We start from the raw sequence: 13,421 nt of genomic DNA, 5'->3' as shown, positions 1-13,421 counted from the left end.
GTTCTCCGCCGTGAAACGGGCTGATAAGAATGCGGAATGACTGTGAGCGGCATTTCGATCGGGATTCTGGGCGGGACCGGAGACCAGGGGAAGGGGCTGGCGCGGCGGTTCGCGCTGGCCGGGCACCCGGTGCTGATCGGTTCGCGGAGCGCGGGGCGGGCTCAGGAGGCGGCCGATTCGATCGGGTCCGGTGCCCGGGGGGCTGAGAACGCGGTGGTCGCCACCGAGGCCGATCTGGTGATCGTCGCGGTGCCGTACGACGGGCACAAGGCGCTGCTGGAGTCGCTGCGTACCGAGCTGGCCGGCAAGATCGTGGTCGACTGCGTCAATCCGCTGGGGTTCGACAAGCAGGGCGCCTACGCGCTGCCCGTCGAGGAGGGGAGTGCCGCCCAGCAGGCCGCGGCGGTGCTGCCGGACAGCCGGGTGGTGGCGGCGTTCCACCATGTGTCGGCCGTGGTGCTGATGGATCCGGCGGTGGAAAAGGTCGATCTGGACGTTCTGGTGCTCGGTGACGACCGCGAGGCCACCGATACGGTGCAGGCGCTCGCGGCGGTCATCCCCGGGGTGCGCGGTGTCTACGGCGGCCGGCTGCGCAACGCCTTCCAGGTCGAGGCGCTGACGGCGAACCTGATCTCCATTAACCGCCGTTACAAGGCCCACGCCGGGGTGCGCGTCACCGACGTGTGACCGCCGTCATGGGGACGGCGTCACCGACGTCTGACCGCCGTAGGAACAGCGGTCAGGGGAGCCAGCCCGCGTCTTCGGCGATGCGGATGGCGTCGATCTTGTTGCGGGCGCCCGTCTTCGTGATCGCCCCCGTGAGGTAGTTGCGGACCGTGCCCGCCGACAGGTGGAGGCGTGCGGCGATCTCCTCGGCCGACGCGCCCCGGGCGGCCTCCTTCAGCACGGTGGTCTCCCGCTGGGTGAGGGGGCTCTCGCCGTACTCCATCGCCGAGGCCACCAGCTCCGCGTCCAGCACCCGGAGCCCGGCGGCGGTGCGTCTGATGGCGTCGGCGAGGCGGTCGCCGGGCGCGTCCTTGACCAGGAACGCCTCGATGCCCGCCGCGAGCGCCCGGCGTACCTGGCCGGGCCGGCCCATCGCCGTGAGGACCAGGATGCGGCACGACGGGAGGCGTTCGCGTAGCTCGGCGGCGGCGGTGATGCCGTCGATCACCGGCAGGTCGATGTCCACTATCGCCACGTCGGGGCGGGTCTTCAGCGCGGCGGGTACGATCTCGTCGCCGCGCGTCACCTCCGCCGCCACCTCGATGTCCGGCTCCAGGCGGAGCAGGGCCGTGAGGGCCGCCCTGATCATGTGCATGTCCTCGGCCAGCAGCACCCGGATCACGCGGGCACCTCCATCGTCAGGCGGAACCCGCCGGTGCCGGTCGCGGCGGCGGTGGCCGTCCCGCCCGCCTGGGCGGCCCGCTCCGCCAGCCCCGTCAGCCCGCCGCCGCCTCCGTGAGGCGAACGGCCATCAGGGTCGTCGCCACCGAGATCAAGGACGCCGTCGTTGACCACTTCGAGCCGGAGCCGGCCCTCCCTCAGGGATGTGCTGATCGTGCAGGTGGTGGCACGGCTATGACGCAGGACGTTGGTGACCGCCTCCCGCACGCCCCACGCCAACGCCGCCTCCGACTGCCGGGGCAGCACCGCATCGACGAGGTGCGCCTGACAACCAACCCCCGACGACTCCAGCAGCGCCACCCCCCGATCCACCTCGCTCACCAGCGACAACTCCCGATACCCCCGCGCCACCTGCCGTACATCCTGAGCCGCCTCCCTGGCCACCTGCACCAGCTCACCCACCTCGCCGCGCGCCGCGGCGGGGTCGCGGTCCATCAGGCGGCCGGCCAGGTCGCCCTTGAGGGCGATCGCCGTCAGGCTGCGGCCGAGCCCGTCGTGCAGGTCGCGGGAGATGCGCAGGCGCTCCTTGAGTACGGCGGCCTCGGCGAGCTCCGCCCTGGCCTGTTCGAGGTCGACGGTCACGCCGACGAATCGGACCATGGCGTAGATCATCGCGCCGGTCGTGGCCACGGAAAGGCCGTAGAAGAGGGCGACGACCGGGTTGGCGCTGACGGACAAGATCGTGCCGCCCTCCCACAGCGTCATCGCGGCGACCAGCGGACCGCTCCAGCGCAGCGGCAGGAAGACCAGCAGGGTCCCGGCCAGCATCGGCGCCGACACGGCCGACCAGCCGGACGGGAGCAGGTAGTCCGGCGCGTACGTGGCGACCGCCTGCAGCACCAGCGTGAGCGGGAACAGGGGTGGCCGCTCGCCCCGCAACCCCGCCCGCATGTTCAGGTAATGGGTCACGACGACGCCGATCACGGCCGCGCTCGCCACGAACCCGTTGCGCGGGCCGCTGGTGAAGTAGATGAGCCCGATGAGCGAGTACGCGACCGAGACGGTCGTGATCAGGACACGGGCGAGCCGCTGCGCGGAGGAGGAGTTCATGTCCGGCCCATTATGACCGCCGGGGCTCCCACCGGAACCAGAGCCGGATCGCCACGACGCCGACCACCGCCCACACGGCCAGGTTCAGGGCGGGCAGTGCCACCTCGCCGGTCCGGATGGCGTGCACCACGGCGGAGGTGGGCAGCAGGTCGAGTGTGGAGCCCACCCAGGCAGGGAGGACGTCGCGGATCGGCCCCATCACGCCGGTGGCGATCGCGGCCAGCAGGAAGACGGGCATCGTGGCGGCGGCGGCCAGTTCGGTGCGTGGGATCACGGCGGTGTAGGCGACGCCGAGCGTGGCCAGGACGACGGAGCCCGCGACGACGGCGCCCGCGAAGACCAGCGGGTTCGCCGGGAACGGCACGTCGGCGAGCAGGCGCACCGCCACCGTGCAGACCGCGATCAGGATCATGGTCTGTGTGGCGGTGCTGGCGATCTGGCCGGTGAGGATCTGCCCGTCGGTCAGGCCGGTGGCGCGCAGCCGCTTGAGCACCAGTTGGTCGCGGCGGGCCGTCAGCGCCACGGCGACGTTCATGAACGCGGTGATCGACAGCAGGATCGAGGTCGTGCCCTGGGACAACTGGGTGGCGGCGGTCACCCCGTCGGCCGTCACGTGCCGCATGAGCGTCGGCAGGCCGACGCTCAGCCCCACGGGCGTGATCACCGAGGCGAACAGCATGGCCCGGTCCCGCCAGAACAGCCTGGTACCGAGCCGGTAGGTGGCGGCGTAGCTCATCGGTGGCTCCCGGACATGTCGAGGAAGAGGTCTTCGAGGGTGGCGGTGCGGACCTCCAGGCCCGCCAGCCGCAGGCCGCGTTCGGCCGCCCAGCTCAGCAGCGTCTGCGCGGCCAGGTCGGGGTCGGCCGCCCGGCACACGGCCGTCTCGCCCTCCAGGGTCACCGGGAGCGGCAGGTCAGCCGGTGAAGTCCCCGGAGGCAGCCGGAACGCCACCCGCCCGCTCCGCGCGGCGAGCGTCTCCGCCATCCCGCCGGACGCGACGATCTCGCCCGCGTCCATGATGGCCATCGAGGCGGCCAGCCGCTGCGCCTCGTCCAGGTAGTGGGTGGTCAGCAGGATCGTGGTGCCCTGCCCGGCCAGCTCGCGTACGACGTCCCAGGTGTTCCTGCGGGCCTCGGGATCCATCCCGGTGGTCGGCTCGTCCAGGAACAGGACGTCGGGACGGCCCAGCAGGGCCAGCGCCAGGTCGAGCCGCCGCTTCTCGCCGCCGGAGAGCTGGCGCACCCGGGTGGCCGCCTTCGGCAGCAGGCCCGCCAGCTCCAGCGCCTCGTCGCGGGGGCGTGGCGCGGCGGTGAAGTCACGCCAGGTGTCGACGGTCTGCGCGACGGTCAGGTCCTGGAAGAACCCGGCCTCCTGCAGCATGATGCCGGTGCGCCGCCTGACGGCCGCCCGGTCCCGGGCCGGGTCGAGGCCGAGCACCCGGCAGGTGCCCCCGTCCGGCTGCTGGAACCCGGCCAGCAGCTCGATCGTCGTGGTCTTGCCCGCGCCGTTCCTGCCCAGGAGCGCGAAGATCTCCCCGTCGGCCACCTCGAACGAGATGCCCTTCACCGCCGCGAAGTCCCCGTAGCTCTTCCTGAGGTCTTCCACCCGAATCGCTGTCATGCCTACGACTATTTCGGGATATGTGGATGGGCCCCAGTGAAGAATTCACGACTTCCGTGAGAGCTTCAGCAGCGCGTCGGTCACCCCCTCGGGATCGACGACCTGCTGAAGGTGCTCGCCCGGGGTCCGCATCACGGGCCAGCCCCGCCCACGCGCCTCCTCGGCCACCTTGTCGTAGGGCGGGCCGTACCAGAGGCAGGCGCACCTGACGTCGTCCCATCCGGCGGGGACGGGAATGGGCTCGGTGTAGTAGCCGAGGGGCAGGCGCGGCTGTTCCTCGACCACCACGGCGCGAGCCCGCGGGTCGGGCAGCATGGCGGCCACGTCGTCGTCGCTCCACCAGTCGGTCCAGCGCGGCAGCACGCCGTCCGCGTCCGCCAGATCACGCAGGAACGGCAGGAACTCCTCCTGAGCCGCCCGCACCAGCCCGGCACGGGGCGGCAGATGCGCGTCGGCGAACACGCACGACACCACCCGATCGCCCAGCCCCTCCTTGATCACCGGCACGAAGAGCCCCGCGTTGCTGTGCGGGATCAGCACGATCGGCGTCTCAGGCGCGGCCGCGCGCACCGCCTCCACCACCCGCGGCCAGTACGGAGATCCGCGCCGCGCCACCTCGGTCAGGTCGGGCACCACGGCGGCATATCCCCGGCGCCCCAGAGCCCGGGCCACCGGCGTCCAGGTCGAAGGCCCCACCGACGGGCTGTGCACGAGCACGAACGTCACGTTCATACCTCTACTCTCCCGCAGGCGGCGCCCCGGCCACCCCGTTGTCAGCTATCGGCGGAGGCGGAGGCGGAGACGGGCTCAGACGATCAGCGTGTGGCGGGCGGCGGGCTCGCGGACGCCCTCATAGGAGCGCCAGGCCCGCGCCAGGGCGGCGACCGCCTGCGACAGCTCCTCCTCGGGGAACAGGAAGTGCAGCCGCATGTACTCGGCGTGCCCCCCGAGCGGGTCGAACGAGCGCCCCGGCGGCACCGCGACCCCGTGCCTGAGCGCCACCTGGGCGAAGGAGTCGGCCTCGCCGCGCGGCAGCCGTACCCAGATCGTCTGGCCGCCGAGGGCGGGCTCGAACTCCCACGAGGGCAGGTGTTCGCGCAGCTCGGCGCAGAGGTGGTCGTGACGCGCCCGCAGCGTCCGTACGCGTGCCCGCCTGATCTCGTCGAGCCGCCCGAGCAGTGTGGCGGCGGCGAACTGCCCGAGAGCCTCACCCCCCAGATCGTGTACGGCCCGCAGCCGGGCCAGCCGCGACACCAGCGGCGCGGCCGCCCGGATCCAGCCCACCCGCAGCCCACCCCAGACCAGCTTGCTCAGCGAGGCGATCGTGATCACCTGCTCGGCGGAGCAGTAGGCGGCCAGCGGCGGCGGGGTCACGCCCGAGAAGCAGAGCTCGGCGCAGACCTCGTCGTCGATCACCGGCACGTCGTGCTCGGCGGCGAGCTCGGCCAGGCGCCTCCGGTCGGCCGACTCCATGATCGAACCGCTCGGGTTGCTGGCGGTCGGCACGGCGTACACGAGGGCCGGCCGTTCGCGCATCGCCTCGGCCGGGACCGGGTCCAGCGCCACCGGCCGGACGGCCGCGGCGGCGTGCCGGAACACCTCCAGCGCGCCCGGGTACGTCGGCGACCCGGTCAGCACGGTGTCGCCCGGCGACACCAGCAGCCCGGCCAGCAGCGTCAGCGCCTGCTGCGCGCCGTTCGTCACCAGGATCTCCCCGGCGGTGGTGGGCACGCCGCGCCGGCGGTAGTAGGCGGCGATGGCCTCGCGCAGGACGGGGCTGCCGGCCGGTTGGTAGCCCAGGTCGCGCAGGCCGACGAGGCGGGTGGCCGCCTCCTGGTACGCCTCGACCAGCTCGTACGGTGGGACGTCGGGGGCTGCGCAGGTCAGCAGTTGGACGCCGTCCGGGGGATGGAGGATGTGCATGAGCAGCGGGTTCGCGACGACGCTGTCCGTGGAACGGGTGGAAGGCAGGTCGCAGTGCGCGACGCGGGTGCCGCTGCCCTGGCGGCGCACCACCCGGCCCTCCTGCTGGAGCAGGTCGTAGGCGGCGACCACGGTGCCCCGGCCGACCGCCAGCCGCCTGGCCAGCACCCGGTCGGGCGGCAACTGCACGCCGGGCGGCAGCACGCCGTCGTCGATGAGCGCCCGCAGACGGCCGGTGAGCAGCAGGTAGAGGGGCCCGCGCCCGGACGCCCAGCGGCCCAGCAGATCGACGAGATCATCGAGATTGGCCCCATTCATGGACCAATTCTCCACCATTGGATCTGACAACGAGCCAGATTCCGGTACATCCTGAGTGACATGAGCGAACTGCACCCCGAGACCCGAGCCGTGCATCTGCCCCAGCCGTCCATCGAGGGCAGCCGTCCGATCACCATGCCCATCTACCAGACGTCCGGTTTCGTCTTCGACGACCCGGCGGTGATGGCCGACGCGATGGGCCGCCCCGACGGCCCGTTCGTCTACGGGCGCTACACCAACCCCACCGTCCGCTCGCTGGAACTGGCCGTCTCCGGCCTCGAAGGCGGAGTCGCCGCCATGGCCACCGGCTCCGGCATGGGCGCGATCAACACCGTCCTGCTCGGCCTGCTCAAGCCGGGCGGCCATCTGATCGCCCAGAAGGCCCTGTACGGCGGGACGGCCTCGATGATCAACGACCTGGTCGGCAGGTTCGGCGTCGAGGTCACCTACGTGCCCGAGGACGACCCCGCCGCCCTGCGCGCCGCCGTGCGCCCCGAGACCAAGCTCGTCTACCTGGAGACCATCGCCAATCCGATCGCCCAGGTCGCCGACCTGCCCGGGATGTGCGCCGTCGCCCGGGAGCTCGGCATCGTGTCGGTCGTGGACAACACCTTCGCCACGCCCATGCTGTGCCGTCCCCTCGAACACGGCGCCGACATCGTCGTCCACTCCACGACCAAGTACCTGTCCGGGCACACGGACGTGGTGGGCGGCATCGCGGTGTTCGCCTCCGACGAGCTGTACAAGAAGGTGTGGCACTTCTCGACCGCGCTGGGCGCCTCGGCGGACCCGTTCGCCGCGTGGCTCACGCTGCGCGGCATCCAGACGCTGGCGCTGCGCATGGAACGCCACTGCGCCAACACCCGCCTGCTCGCCACCCGGCTCGCCGAGCATCCGGCGGTCGCCGCCGTGCACTGGCCGGGACTGCCCTCGCACCCGTCGTACGAGCTCGCGGCCAAGCTGCTGCCCGACTTCGGCGGCGTGTTCAGCTTCGACCTGGCCGGTGGCCGCGCCGCGGGGGAGAAGTTCATGAGCTCGATCCGGCTGGCGCTGCTGGCTCCCTCGCTGGGCGGTGTCGAGACGCTCGTCATGCACCCGGCGACCACGTCGCACCGCGGGCTCAGTGCCGAGGAGCTGGCCAGGCACGGGATCGGCGAGGGCACCGTACGCATTGCCGTGGGCATCGAGCACCCCGAGGACCTGTGGGCGGACATCTCGCAGGCGTTGACATAGTACTTAGGCATTTAGGAAAATGCCTAAGTACCTTGGAAGGAGATCTTGATGACGGTGACGTACGAGGACGTGGCGAGCGCGGCCGAGCGGATCGGCGGGCACGTGCTGCGTACGCCGGTGCTCGAGGTCTCTCCGGGGCTGTTCTTCAAGCTGGAGCAGTTGCAGCACTCGGGGTCGTTCAAGGTGCGAGGGGCGTTCAACCGCATCCTGTCGGCCGGTGAGCTGCCGCCGAGCGGGGTGATCGCGGCCAGCGGCGGCAACCACGGACTCGCCGTCGCCTACGCCGCGAAGGCGCTGGGCGTCCGGGCGGAGATCTTCGTGCCGGAGGTGAGCAGCCCGGTGAAGGTGGCGGGGCTGCGGGCGCTGGGCGCGGAGATCAACCAGATCGGGGCCATCTACTCGGAGGCGGCGGAGGCGGCGGGCAAGCGGACGGCGGAGACCGGGGCCCTTCAGGTGCACGCCTACGACCAGCCGGAGGTCGTGGCGGGACAGGGGACCACGGGGCTGGAGTTGATGGCGCAGACGGGCGGCGTGGACACGGTGGTGGTGGCCGTCGGAGGCGGCGGCTTGGCCTCGGGCATCACGGTGGGCGCCGGAACCACCGGCGGGAGTGGGCCGCGGATCGTCGCCGTCGAACCCCTGCTGTGCCCGACCCTGCATGAGGCGCTGCGGGCGGGCCACCCGGTGCCGGTGCAGGTGAGCGGCGTGGGAGCGGACGCGCTGGGCGCCAGCCGACTGGGCGGCATCGCGTACGACATCCTGTCCCGGGCGGACGTCCAGAGCGTGCTGGTGACCGACGACGCGATCGAGGCCGCCCGCCGCACCCTCTGGACGGACCACCGGGTGGTCACCGAACACGCGGGCGCGGCCGCCTACGCCGCGCTGCTGTCGGGGGCGTACGTCCCGGCGGACGGCGAGCGGGTCGCGGTGGTGGTGTGCGGCTCGAACACCGATCCCGCCACACTGGCCTGACCCGCCGATCCGGGTGCCCGGCACGCCGGGCACCCGGACATAGGGCTTAGTACTGCGTCGCGTCGTGTACGTCGAGCAGCGGCTCCTTGACGCCGTCGCCCGAGTCGTCGGTCCAGTTGGAGTTGCCGGTGGAGATCAGCTTGGTCCGCACGGCCAGGGCCCCGGCCCGGGTCGTCGGCTTGCGGGTGCCCGATGTGAGGATGCCCGCCGCGCCCGCCACGTGCGGACTGGCCATCGAGGTGCCGCTGATCGTGTTGTAGGCGCCGCCCATCCACGTCGAGTAGATGCAGGTGCCGGGTGCGGTGATCTCGATCGTCGCGCCGAAGTTCGAGTAGAACGCCGAGGTGTCGTCCTGGTCGGTCTCGGTGCGGCACGACAGCGTGCTGCCGCCGAGGCCGCCGGCCAGCCCGTCGTTGTCGGTCAGCGCCGAGACGGTGACCACGTCAGCGTGGTTGGCCGGGAAGAACGTCGAGGCGTTCGCGTGGTTGTTGCCCGCCGCGACGACGACCACGATGCCGGCGTTGGTGGCGTTCGTGATCGCGGTGCTGATCGCGCTGCTCGTACATCCGGCGCAGCCGAGGCTCAGGTTGATGACCTCGATGGTGGAGGCGCGGGCCACGACCCAGTTGAGCCCGGCGGCGATGCCCGCCAGGGTGCCCGAGCCGGCCGAGTTGAGCACCTTCACGCCGTGGATACGGGCGCCCGGAGCCACGCCGACGGAGCCGATCGTGTTGTCACGCGCGCCGATGATGCCCGCGACGTGCGAGCCGTGGCCGTTGTCGTCGGTGCCCGAATTGTTGACGCAGACGCCGGTCACGCAGTTGGCGCGCGCCACCACGTTCAGGTCGGGATGGGTGTAGTCCACCCCGGTGTCCACGACGGCCACGTCCGTGTTGATCTGCACGTCGTCCACGCCGTCGATGTCCAGGTTCGGGTTGGACGGGCCGAAGATCCGCCGGACGCCCGTCGGGACCGTCTGCGCGAACGCCGTGACGACGGCGTCCTTTTCGACGGTGAGCACGTTCGGGGTCTGCCTGAGCTTCTCGGCGGCGTCCGCGGTCAGAGTGGCGGTGTAGCCCTTGAACGCGGACTCGTAGACGCCGATCAGGTGGCCGCCGTACTGGCTGACCTGCTCCTCGGCGGCGCTCGTGGCGGCGCGGATGTTGGGGTTGAGCTGGACGATGTACGTGCTGGTCTCCGGCGCCGCGGCCGCGACGGGGAGGGGCGCGGCCGACAGAGCCAGCGCGCCGACGAGTGATGCGAGCATCAGGGTGCGTGGTCGCATGACAGGTGTGAGCCCTTCCTGGGTATTGGACGGGGATCACTGAAACATGAGACAGAATCGGGCTCGCGGCCATACGTGGAGCACACGTATTGCGACTACGTAGTGCGACCTACGGCGTGCCGATGTTGAGCTGCCTGCGCGAGGTGAGACCCAGCTTGCGCAGCGCGTTGGCGATGTGCACCTCGACCGTGCGCGGCGACAGGAACAGGCTCTCGGCGATCTCCTTATTGGTGAGGCCGTCGGCGGCCAGCCTGGCCACCTCCTCCTCCCGTGGTGACAGCGTGCCCTGGGGTTCGGCCGGGCCGGCGATCCTGCGGCGTAGCCGGCGACCCGCCGCCGGGGTGATCGTCTCTGAGACGGCCTGCCGGGCCAGGGGCTGGCGCAGGCCGTACCTGCCGGGCGTCCACTCGCGCAGCAGGCCGCACCGCACCGCCTCGGACAGGCCGCGCTCGCCCTGCTCGGGGGGTACGCCCGCGACGCCCGTCAGCACGTCCTCGCACACCGGATGCTCGACCTGTGAGGCCGCCTGCACGATGTGGCGCGCCGCGCGCGGCAGCGCGGCCAGTTTCACCAGCACGGCGTCGCGCAGCGCGGGCGGCGTGCCCGGCTCCTGGCCGTCGGCCAGCATGCGGGTCAGCTCCTCCACGGCGCGTGGTACGCCCCCGGTGAGCGGCCACAGGTCGGCCGAGCCCGGCAGCAGGTGCTTGACCAGCAGCGCGGTCTCCTCGGCGGTGAGCGGGCCGAGGGCGATCTCGGCGTGGTCGATGCGCGGCGGCAGGTGCCCGAGCAGCTCGGTCACGGGATGGCGCAGATCCTCCGCGCGGTAGGTGACGACCAGGTTGACCCCGTCCGGCAGGCAGCGAGCCAGGAACGCCAGCAACTCCCTCGTGCCCGGATCGACCCAGTGCACGTCCTCGACCGCCAGGGTGATCGGCCGCAGCGCGCCCAGGAGCGACAGCACCGCCCTGAACAGCCGGTGCCGTTCCACCATCGCGTCCTGGAGTGGGGGAGGGGTGGGCGGCAGCAGGTGGCCGCACTCCGGCAGGAACGGGCGTAACGCCCCGGTGATCGGGTTGAGGTCGCGCATGGGCCGGACGTCACGCAACGCCTCCACGACCGGCCCGTACGGGAACCGCATGGGGTGGCAGCTCCCGACGAGCATCGGGTGGCCGGTGAGTTCGTGCAGCAGCCGGGTCTTGCCGACCCCCGCCTCGCCCTCGATCAGGAGCACGAGAGGGGGACGGCTCAGGGCGTCTGCCAGCCGCCGGAGTTCGCGCTCTCGTCCCACGAAAGGCATGACGCACCCCAGTCGGCCCGACTATAAGCTGTTGATAAAGTTTTCACCAAATGTCGGGATGTGTCCAGGCTCACCCGTACGTGTGGCCGGCTTCCGGGAAGGCCCCCGAGATCACGTCGGCCGCGTAGGCGCGGACGGCGCGGTCCATCTCCGTGGCCAGATCCGCGTACTGCTTGACGAACCTGGCCGGGCGCTGGGTGAGCCCCATGAGGTCCTGCCACACCAGCACCTGCGCGTCCGTGGCCGGACCCGCGCCGATGCCGATCGTCGGGATGGCGATCGAGGCGGTCACCCGTTCGGCCAGCTCGGCGGGCACGCATTCGAGCACCACCGAGAAGGCGCCCGCCCGTTCGAGGTCCTTGGCGTCCGACATGAGCTCGTCGCCCGACTGCCCGCGGCCCTGGACGCGGTAGCCGCCGAGGACGTTCACCGACTGCGGGGTGAGGCCGAGGTGGGCCATGACCGGGATGCCCGCCGAGACCAGCAGCTCGACCTGCGGCAGGACGCGGCGGCCGCCCTCCAGCTTGACCGCGTGCGCGCCCGCCTCCTTCATGAAGCGCGCCGCCGACTCCAGCGCCTGCTGGGGTGAGCCCTGGTAGGAGCCGAACGGCAGGTCGGCGACCACGAGGGCGCGCGCCGAGCCGCGGACGACGGCAGCCGTCAGCGGCAGCAGGTCGTCGACCGTGACGGGCAGCGTGGAGTCGTAGCCGTAGACGACCATCGCCGCCGAGTCGCCGACCAGTAGGACCGGGATGCCCGCCTGGTCGAACACCCGGGCGGTCATCGCGTCGTAGGCGGTGATCATCGGCCACCGCTCTCCGCGCTCCTTGGCCGCGATCAGGTCGCGGACGGTGACCCTGCGCCCGGCGGCACCGCCGTACAGCGTGGTGGAAGAGGACATGAGAAACCCTCCGGTGAAGTCTCGAGGCGCCCCAGTGGCGTACCCGGACCCTCTCGATGATGGCACGCGCGGTAAACCGGTGGCGGAACTGTCGGTGCCGCTTGCCACAATGGATCCGGAGGTAAGTAACCAACATGGCACTCGACCCTTACAAAAAGCTGTTCCGGCTCCCCGGCGTGCGGACGTTACTCCTGGTGGGCCTGATCGCCCGCATCCCGACCACCGCGACGGGGATGGCGTTGACGTTGCACGTCGTCAACGGCCTGGAGCTCGGCTTCGGAAGGGCGGGGCTGGTCACCATGGCCAGCACGGTCGGCATGGCCATCGGGTCGCCGCTGACGGGCAGGTTCGTCGACAAGCACGGCCTGCGGCCGGTCCTGATCGTCACCACCTGCGCGCAGGCGGCGTTCTGGGCGAGCGCGTGGGCGCTGCCCTATGTGGCGCTGGTCGTGGCGGCGGTGGTGGCGGGGCTGCTGGTGTTGCCGGTGTTCAGCGTGATCAGGCAGTGCCTGGCGGCCATGGTGCCGGTCGAGCACCGCAGGGCCGGTTTCTCGCTCGACTCGATGCTGGTCGAGCTCTCCTACATGGTCGGCCCGGCGCTGGCCGTGGCCGGGATGACGACGCTCGGCAGCGGGCCGACGCTGGCGATCATCGCGGTCGGCCTGACCGGCTCGGGCGTGGCGCTGGTCGTGCTCAATCCACCGACCCGGTCGGCCGAGGAGCTGCGGGCGCCCGCGGCGAGGGTGCCGCGGCGGCGGTGGCTCACGCCCGCCTTCGTCGCGCTGCTGGGCACGGTGGCCTCGGCCACGTTCGTGCTCACCGCGACCGAGCTCGCCCTGGTCGGCACCATGGAGCACACCGGGCAGACCGCCTGGATCGGGGTCGCGGTCGGCATCTGGTGCGTTTACTCGCTGGTGGGCGGCTTCGTGTACGGTGGGCTGTCGCGCGGCGTCTCGCCCCTGGCCCTCATCGCGGGCATGGGCCTGCTGACCACGCTGGCCTCGCTGGCCGGTGGCGACTGGCGCTGGCTCATGCTGGCCCTGCTGCCCGCCGGCGTGCTCTGTGCCCCTTCGCTGTCCTCCACCGTCGACACCGTCAGCCGTTGGGTGCCCGCGGGCGCCAGGGGCGAGGCGATGGGCTTCCACGGCACCGCCCTGCTGGTCGGCGGCGCGATCTCCGCGCCGATCGCCGGGGCGATCATCGACGCGCACGGACCCGCCTGGGCGTTCGTGGTGGCCGGGCTCGCGGGCGTGGCGATGGTCCTGGTCGCGCTGCCGTTCTGGCGGCGGCGGCCCCAGCCGGCGGAGCAGGAGCCGGTCGCGCCGACGGAGACAGTCGTCGCCACGAGTTAACCCTTACGAAACGAAACCGTTGCGTATCGGAATAAGCTTGCGATACGGTAGCGTTGCGAAACT

The 13,421-nt window shown here is 71.7% G+C and carries 13 protein-coding genes; 4 read left to right on the top strand and 9 right to left on the bottom strand.

The window, feature by feature from the left end; translation table 11 throughout:
- The first annotated feature begins 36 nt into the window (after positions 1 to 36).
- Positions 37 to 687 (top strand): NADPH-dependent F420 reductase, encoded by a 651-nt coding sequence (gene npdG, locus KLK06_RS24730; RefSeq protein WP_214637940.1) that lies wholly within the window; start codon positions 37 to 39, stop codon positions 685 to 687.
- 52 nt (positions 688 to 739) lie between these two features.
- Here npdG and KLK06_RS24725 read toward each other — a convergent pair whose 3' ends face one another.
- The 6 genes from KLK06_RS24725 to KLK06_RS24700 all read right to left on the bottom strand — a co-directional run bounded on the left by KLK06_RS24725 (position 740) and on the right by KLK06_RS24700 (position 6,318).
- On the bottom strand, positions 740 to 1,348 hold the full coding sequence (locus tag KLK06_RS24725) for a DNA-binding response regulator (RefSeq protein WP_214637939.1): 609 nt from the start codon (positions 1,346 to 1,348) through the stop codon (positions 740 to 742).
- Positions 1,345 to 2,457, bottom strand: coding sequence for a sensor histidine kinase (locus KLK06_RS61575; RefSeq protein WP_214637938.1), 1,113 nt, complete (start codon positions 2,455 to 2,457; stop codon positions 1,345 to 1,347). The genes KLK06_RS24725 and KLK06_RS61575 overlap by 4 nt, the downstream gene beginning before the upstream one ends.
- A gap of 10 nt (positions 2,458 to 2,467) precedes the next feature.
- Positions 2,468 to 3,193: an ABC transporter permease gene (locus KLK06_RS24715; RefSeq protein WP_214637937.1), complete on the bottom strand. Its 726-nt coding sequence runs from the start codon at positions 3,191 to 3,193 to the stop codon at positions 2,468 to 2,470.
- Positions 3,190 to 4,077: an ABC transporter ATP-binding protein gene (locus tag KLK06_RS24710; protein ID WP_214637936.1), complete on the bottom strand. Its 888-nt coding sequence runs from the start codon at positions 4,075 to 4,077 to the stop codon at positions 3,190 to 3,192. Before KLK06_RS24710 ends, KLK06_RS24715 begins: the two co-directional genes overlap by 4 nt.
- Before the next feature lie 45 nt (positions 4,078 to 4,122).
- Positions 4,123 to 4,809 carry an alpha/beta hydrolase gene (locus KLK06_RS24705; protein ID WP_214637935.1) on the bottom strand — a complete coding sequence of 229 codons (687 nt, stop codon included), beginning with the start codon at positions 4,807 to 4,809 and terminating at the stop codon, positions 4,123 to 4,125.
- A gap of 75 nt (positions 4,810 to 4,884) precedes the next feature.
- Complete coding sequence (locus KLK06_RS24700; RefSeq protein ID WP_214637934.1) at positions 4,885 to 6,318, bottom strand: PLP-dependent aminotransferase family protein; 1,434 nt, start codon at positions 6,316 to 6,318, stop codon at positions 4,885 to 4,887.
- Between the two features lie 60 nt (positions 6,319 to 6,378).
- On the opposite strand from KLK06_RS24700, the gene KLK06_RS24695 reads away from it, so the two are divergent.
- Both KLK06_RS24695 and KLK06_RS24690 read left to right on the top strand, forming a co-directional pair.
- A complete protein-coding gene (locus KLK06_RS24695) occupies positions 6,379 to 7,551 on the top strand; it encodes a PLP-dependent aspartate aminotransferase family protein (RefSeq protein ID WP_214637933.1) in 1,173 nt (390 codons plus the stop codon).
- Between the two features lie 48 nt (positions 7,552 to 7,599).
- Positions 7,600 to 8,523 (top strand): threonine/serine dehydratase, encoded by a 924-nt coding sequence (locus KLK06_RS24690; RefSeq protein WP_214637932.1) that lies wholly within the window; start codon positions 7,600 to 7,602, stop codon positions 8,521 to 8,523.
- A gap of 46 nt (positions 8,524 to 8,569) precedes the next feature.
- On the opposite strand, the gene KLK06_RS24685 is transcribed toward KLK06_RS24690, so the two are convergent.
- From KLK06_RS24685 to panB, 3 genes are all read right to left on the bottom strand, one after another.
- A complete protein-coding gene (locus tag KLK06_RS24685; protein WP_214637931.1) occupies positions 8,570 to 9,808 on the bottom strand; it encodes a S8 family serine peptidase in 1,239 nt (412 codons plus the stop codon).
- 109 nt (positions 9,809 to 9,917) lie between these two features.
- Positions 9,918 to 11,105, bottom strand: coding sequence for a LuxR family transcriptional regulator (locus KLK06_RS24680; protein WP_214637930.1), 1,188 nt, complete (start codon positions 11,103 to 11,105; stop codon positions 9,918 to 9,920).
- Positions 11,106 to 11,175: 70 nt separating this feature from the next.
- Positions 11,176 to 12,006 (bottom strand): 3-methyl-2-oxobutanoate hydroxymethyltransferase, encoded by an 831-nt coding sequence (gene panB / locus KLK06_RS24675; RefSeq protein ID WP_214637929.1) that lies wholly within the window; start codon positions 12,004 to 12,006, stop codon positions 11,176 to 11,178.
- A gap of 134 nt (positions 12,007 to 12,140) precedes the next feature.
- On the opposite strand from panB, the gene KLK06_RS24670 reads away from it, so the two are divergent.
- On the top strand, positions 12,141 to 13,358 hold the full coding sequence (locus KLK06_RS24670) for an MFS transporter (protein WP_214637928.1): 1,218 nt from the start codon (positions 12,141 to 12,143) through the stop codon (positions 13,356 to 13,358).
- Positions 13,359 to 13,421 lie beyond the last annotated feature (63 nt).

It is taken from the genome of Nonomuraea sp. NEAU-A123 (assembly GCF_018603905.1).
Taxonomy (GTDB): domain Bacteria; phylum Actinomycetota; class Actinomycetes; order Streptosporangiales; family Streptosporangiaceae; genus Nonomuraea.
The sequence above is the reverse complement of the archived record's forward strand: the minus strand, read 5'-3'. Positions and strand labels throughout refer to the sequence as shown.

Bases quoted from the DNA above. Each gene is read 5' to 3' on its own strand.
- npdG (WP_214637940.1), top strand. From the start codon at position 37: ATGACTGTGAGCGGCATTTCGATCGGGATTCTGGGCGGGACCGGAGAC.
- KLK06_RS61575 (WP_214637938.1), bottom strand. From the start codon at position 2,457: ATGAACTCCTCCTCCGCGCAGCGGCTCGCCCGTGTCCTGATCACGACC.
- KLK06_RS24715 (WP_214637937.1), bottom strand. From the start codon at position 3,193: ATGAGCTACGCCGCCACCTACCGGCTCGGTACCAGGCTGTTCTGGCGG.
- KLK06_RS24710 (WP_214637936.1), bottom strand. From the start codon at position 4,077: ATGACAGCGATTCGGGTGGAAGACCTCAGGAAGAGCTACGGGGACTTC.
- KLK06_RS24705 (WP_214637935.1), bottom strand. From the start codon at position 4,809: ATGAACGTGACGTTCGTGCTCGTGCACAGCCCGTCGGTGGGGCCTTCG.
- KLK06_RS24700 (WP_214637934.1), bottom strand. From the start codon at position 6,318: ATGAATGGGGCCAATCTCGATGATCTCGTCGATCTGCTGGGCCGCTGG.
- KLK06_RS24695 (WP_214637933.1), top strand. From the start codon at position 6,379: ATGAGCGAACTGCACCCCGAGACCCGAGCCGTGCATCTGCCCCAGCCG.
- KLK06_RS24690 (WP_214637932.1), top strand. From the start codon at position 7,600: ATGACGGTGACGTACGAGGACGTGGCGAGCGCGGCCGAGCGGATCGGC.
- KLK06_RS24685 (WP_214637931.1), bottom strand. From the start codon at position 9,808: ATGCGACCACGCACCCTGATGCTCGCATCACTCGTCGGCGCGCTGGCT.
- KLK06_RS24680 (WP_214637930.1), bottom strand. From the start codon at position 11,105: ATGCCTTTCGTGGGACGAGAGCGCGAACTCCGGCGGCTGGCAGACGCC.
- panB (WP_214637929.1), bottom strand. From the start codon at position 12,006: ATGTCCTCTTCCACCACGCTGTACGGCGGTGCCGCCGGGCGCAGGGTC.
- KLK06_RS24670 (WP_214637928.1), top strand. From the start codon at position 12,141: ATGGCACTCGACCCTTACAAAAAGCTGTTCCGGCTCCCCGGCGTGCGG.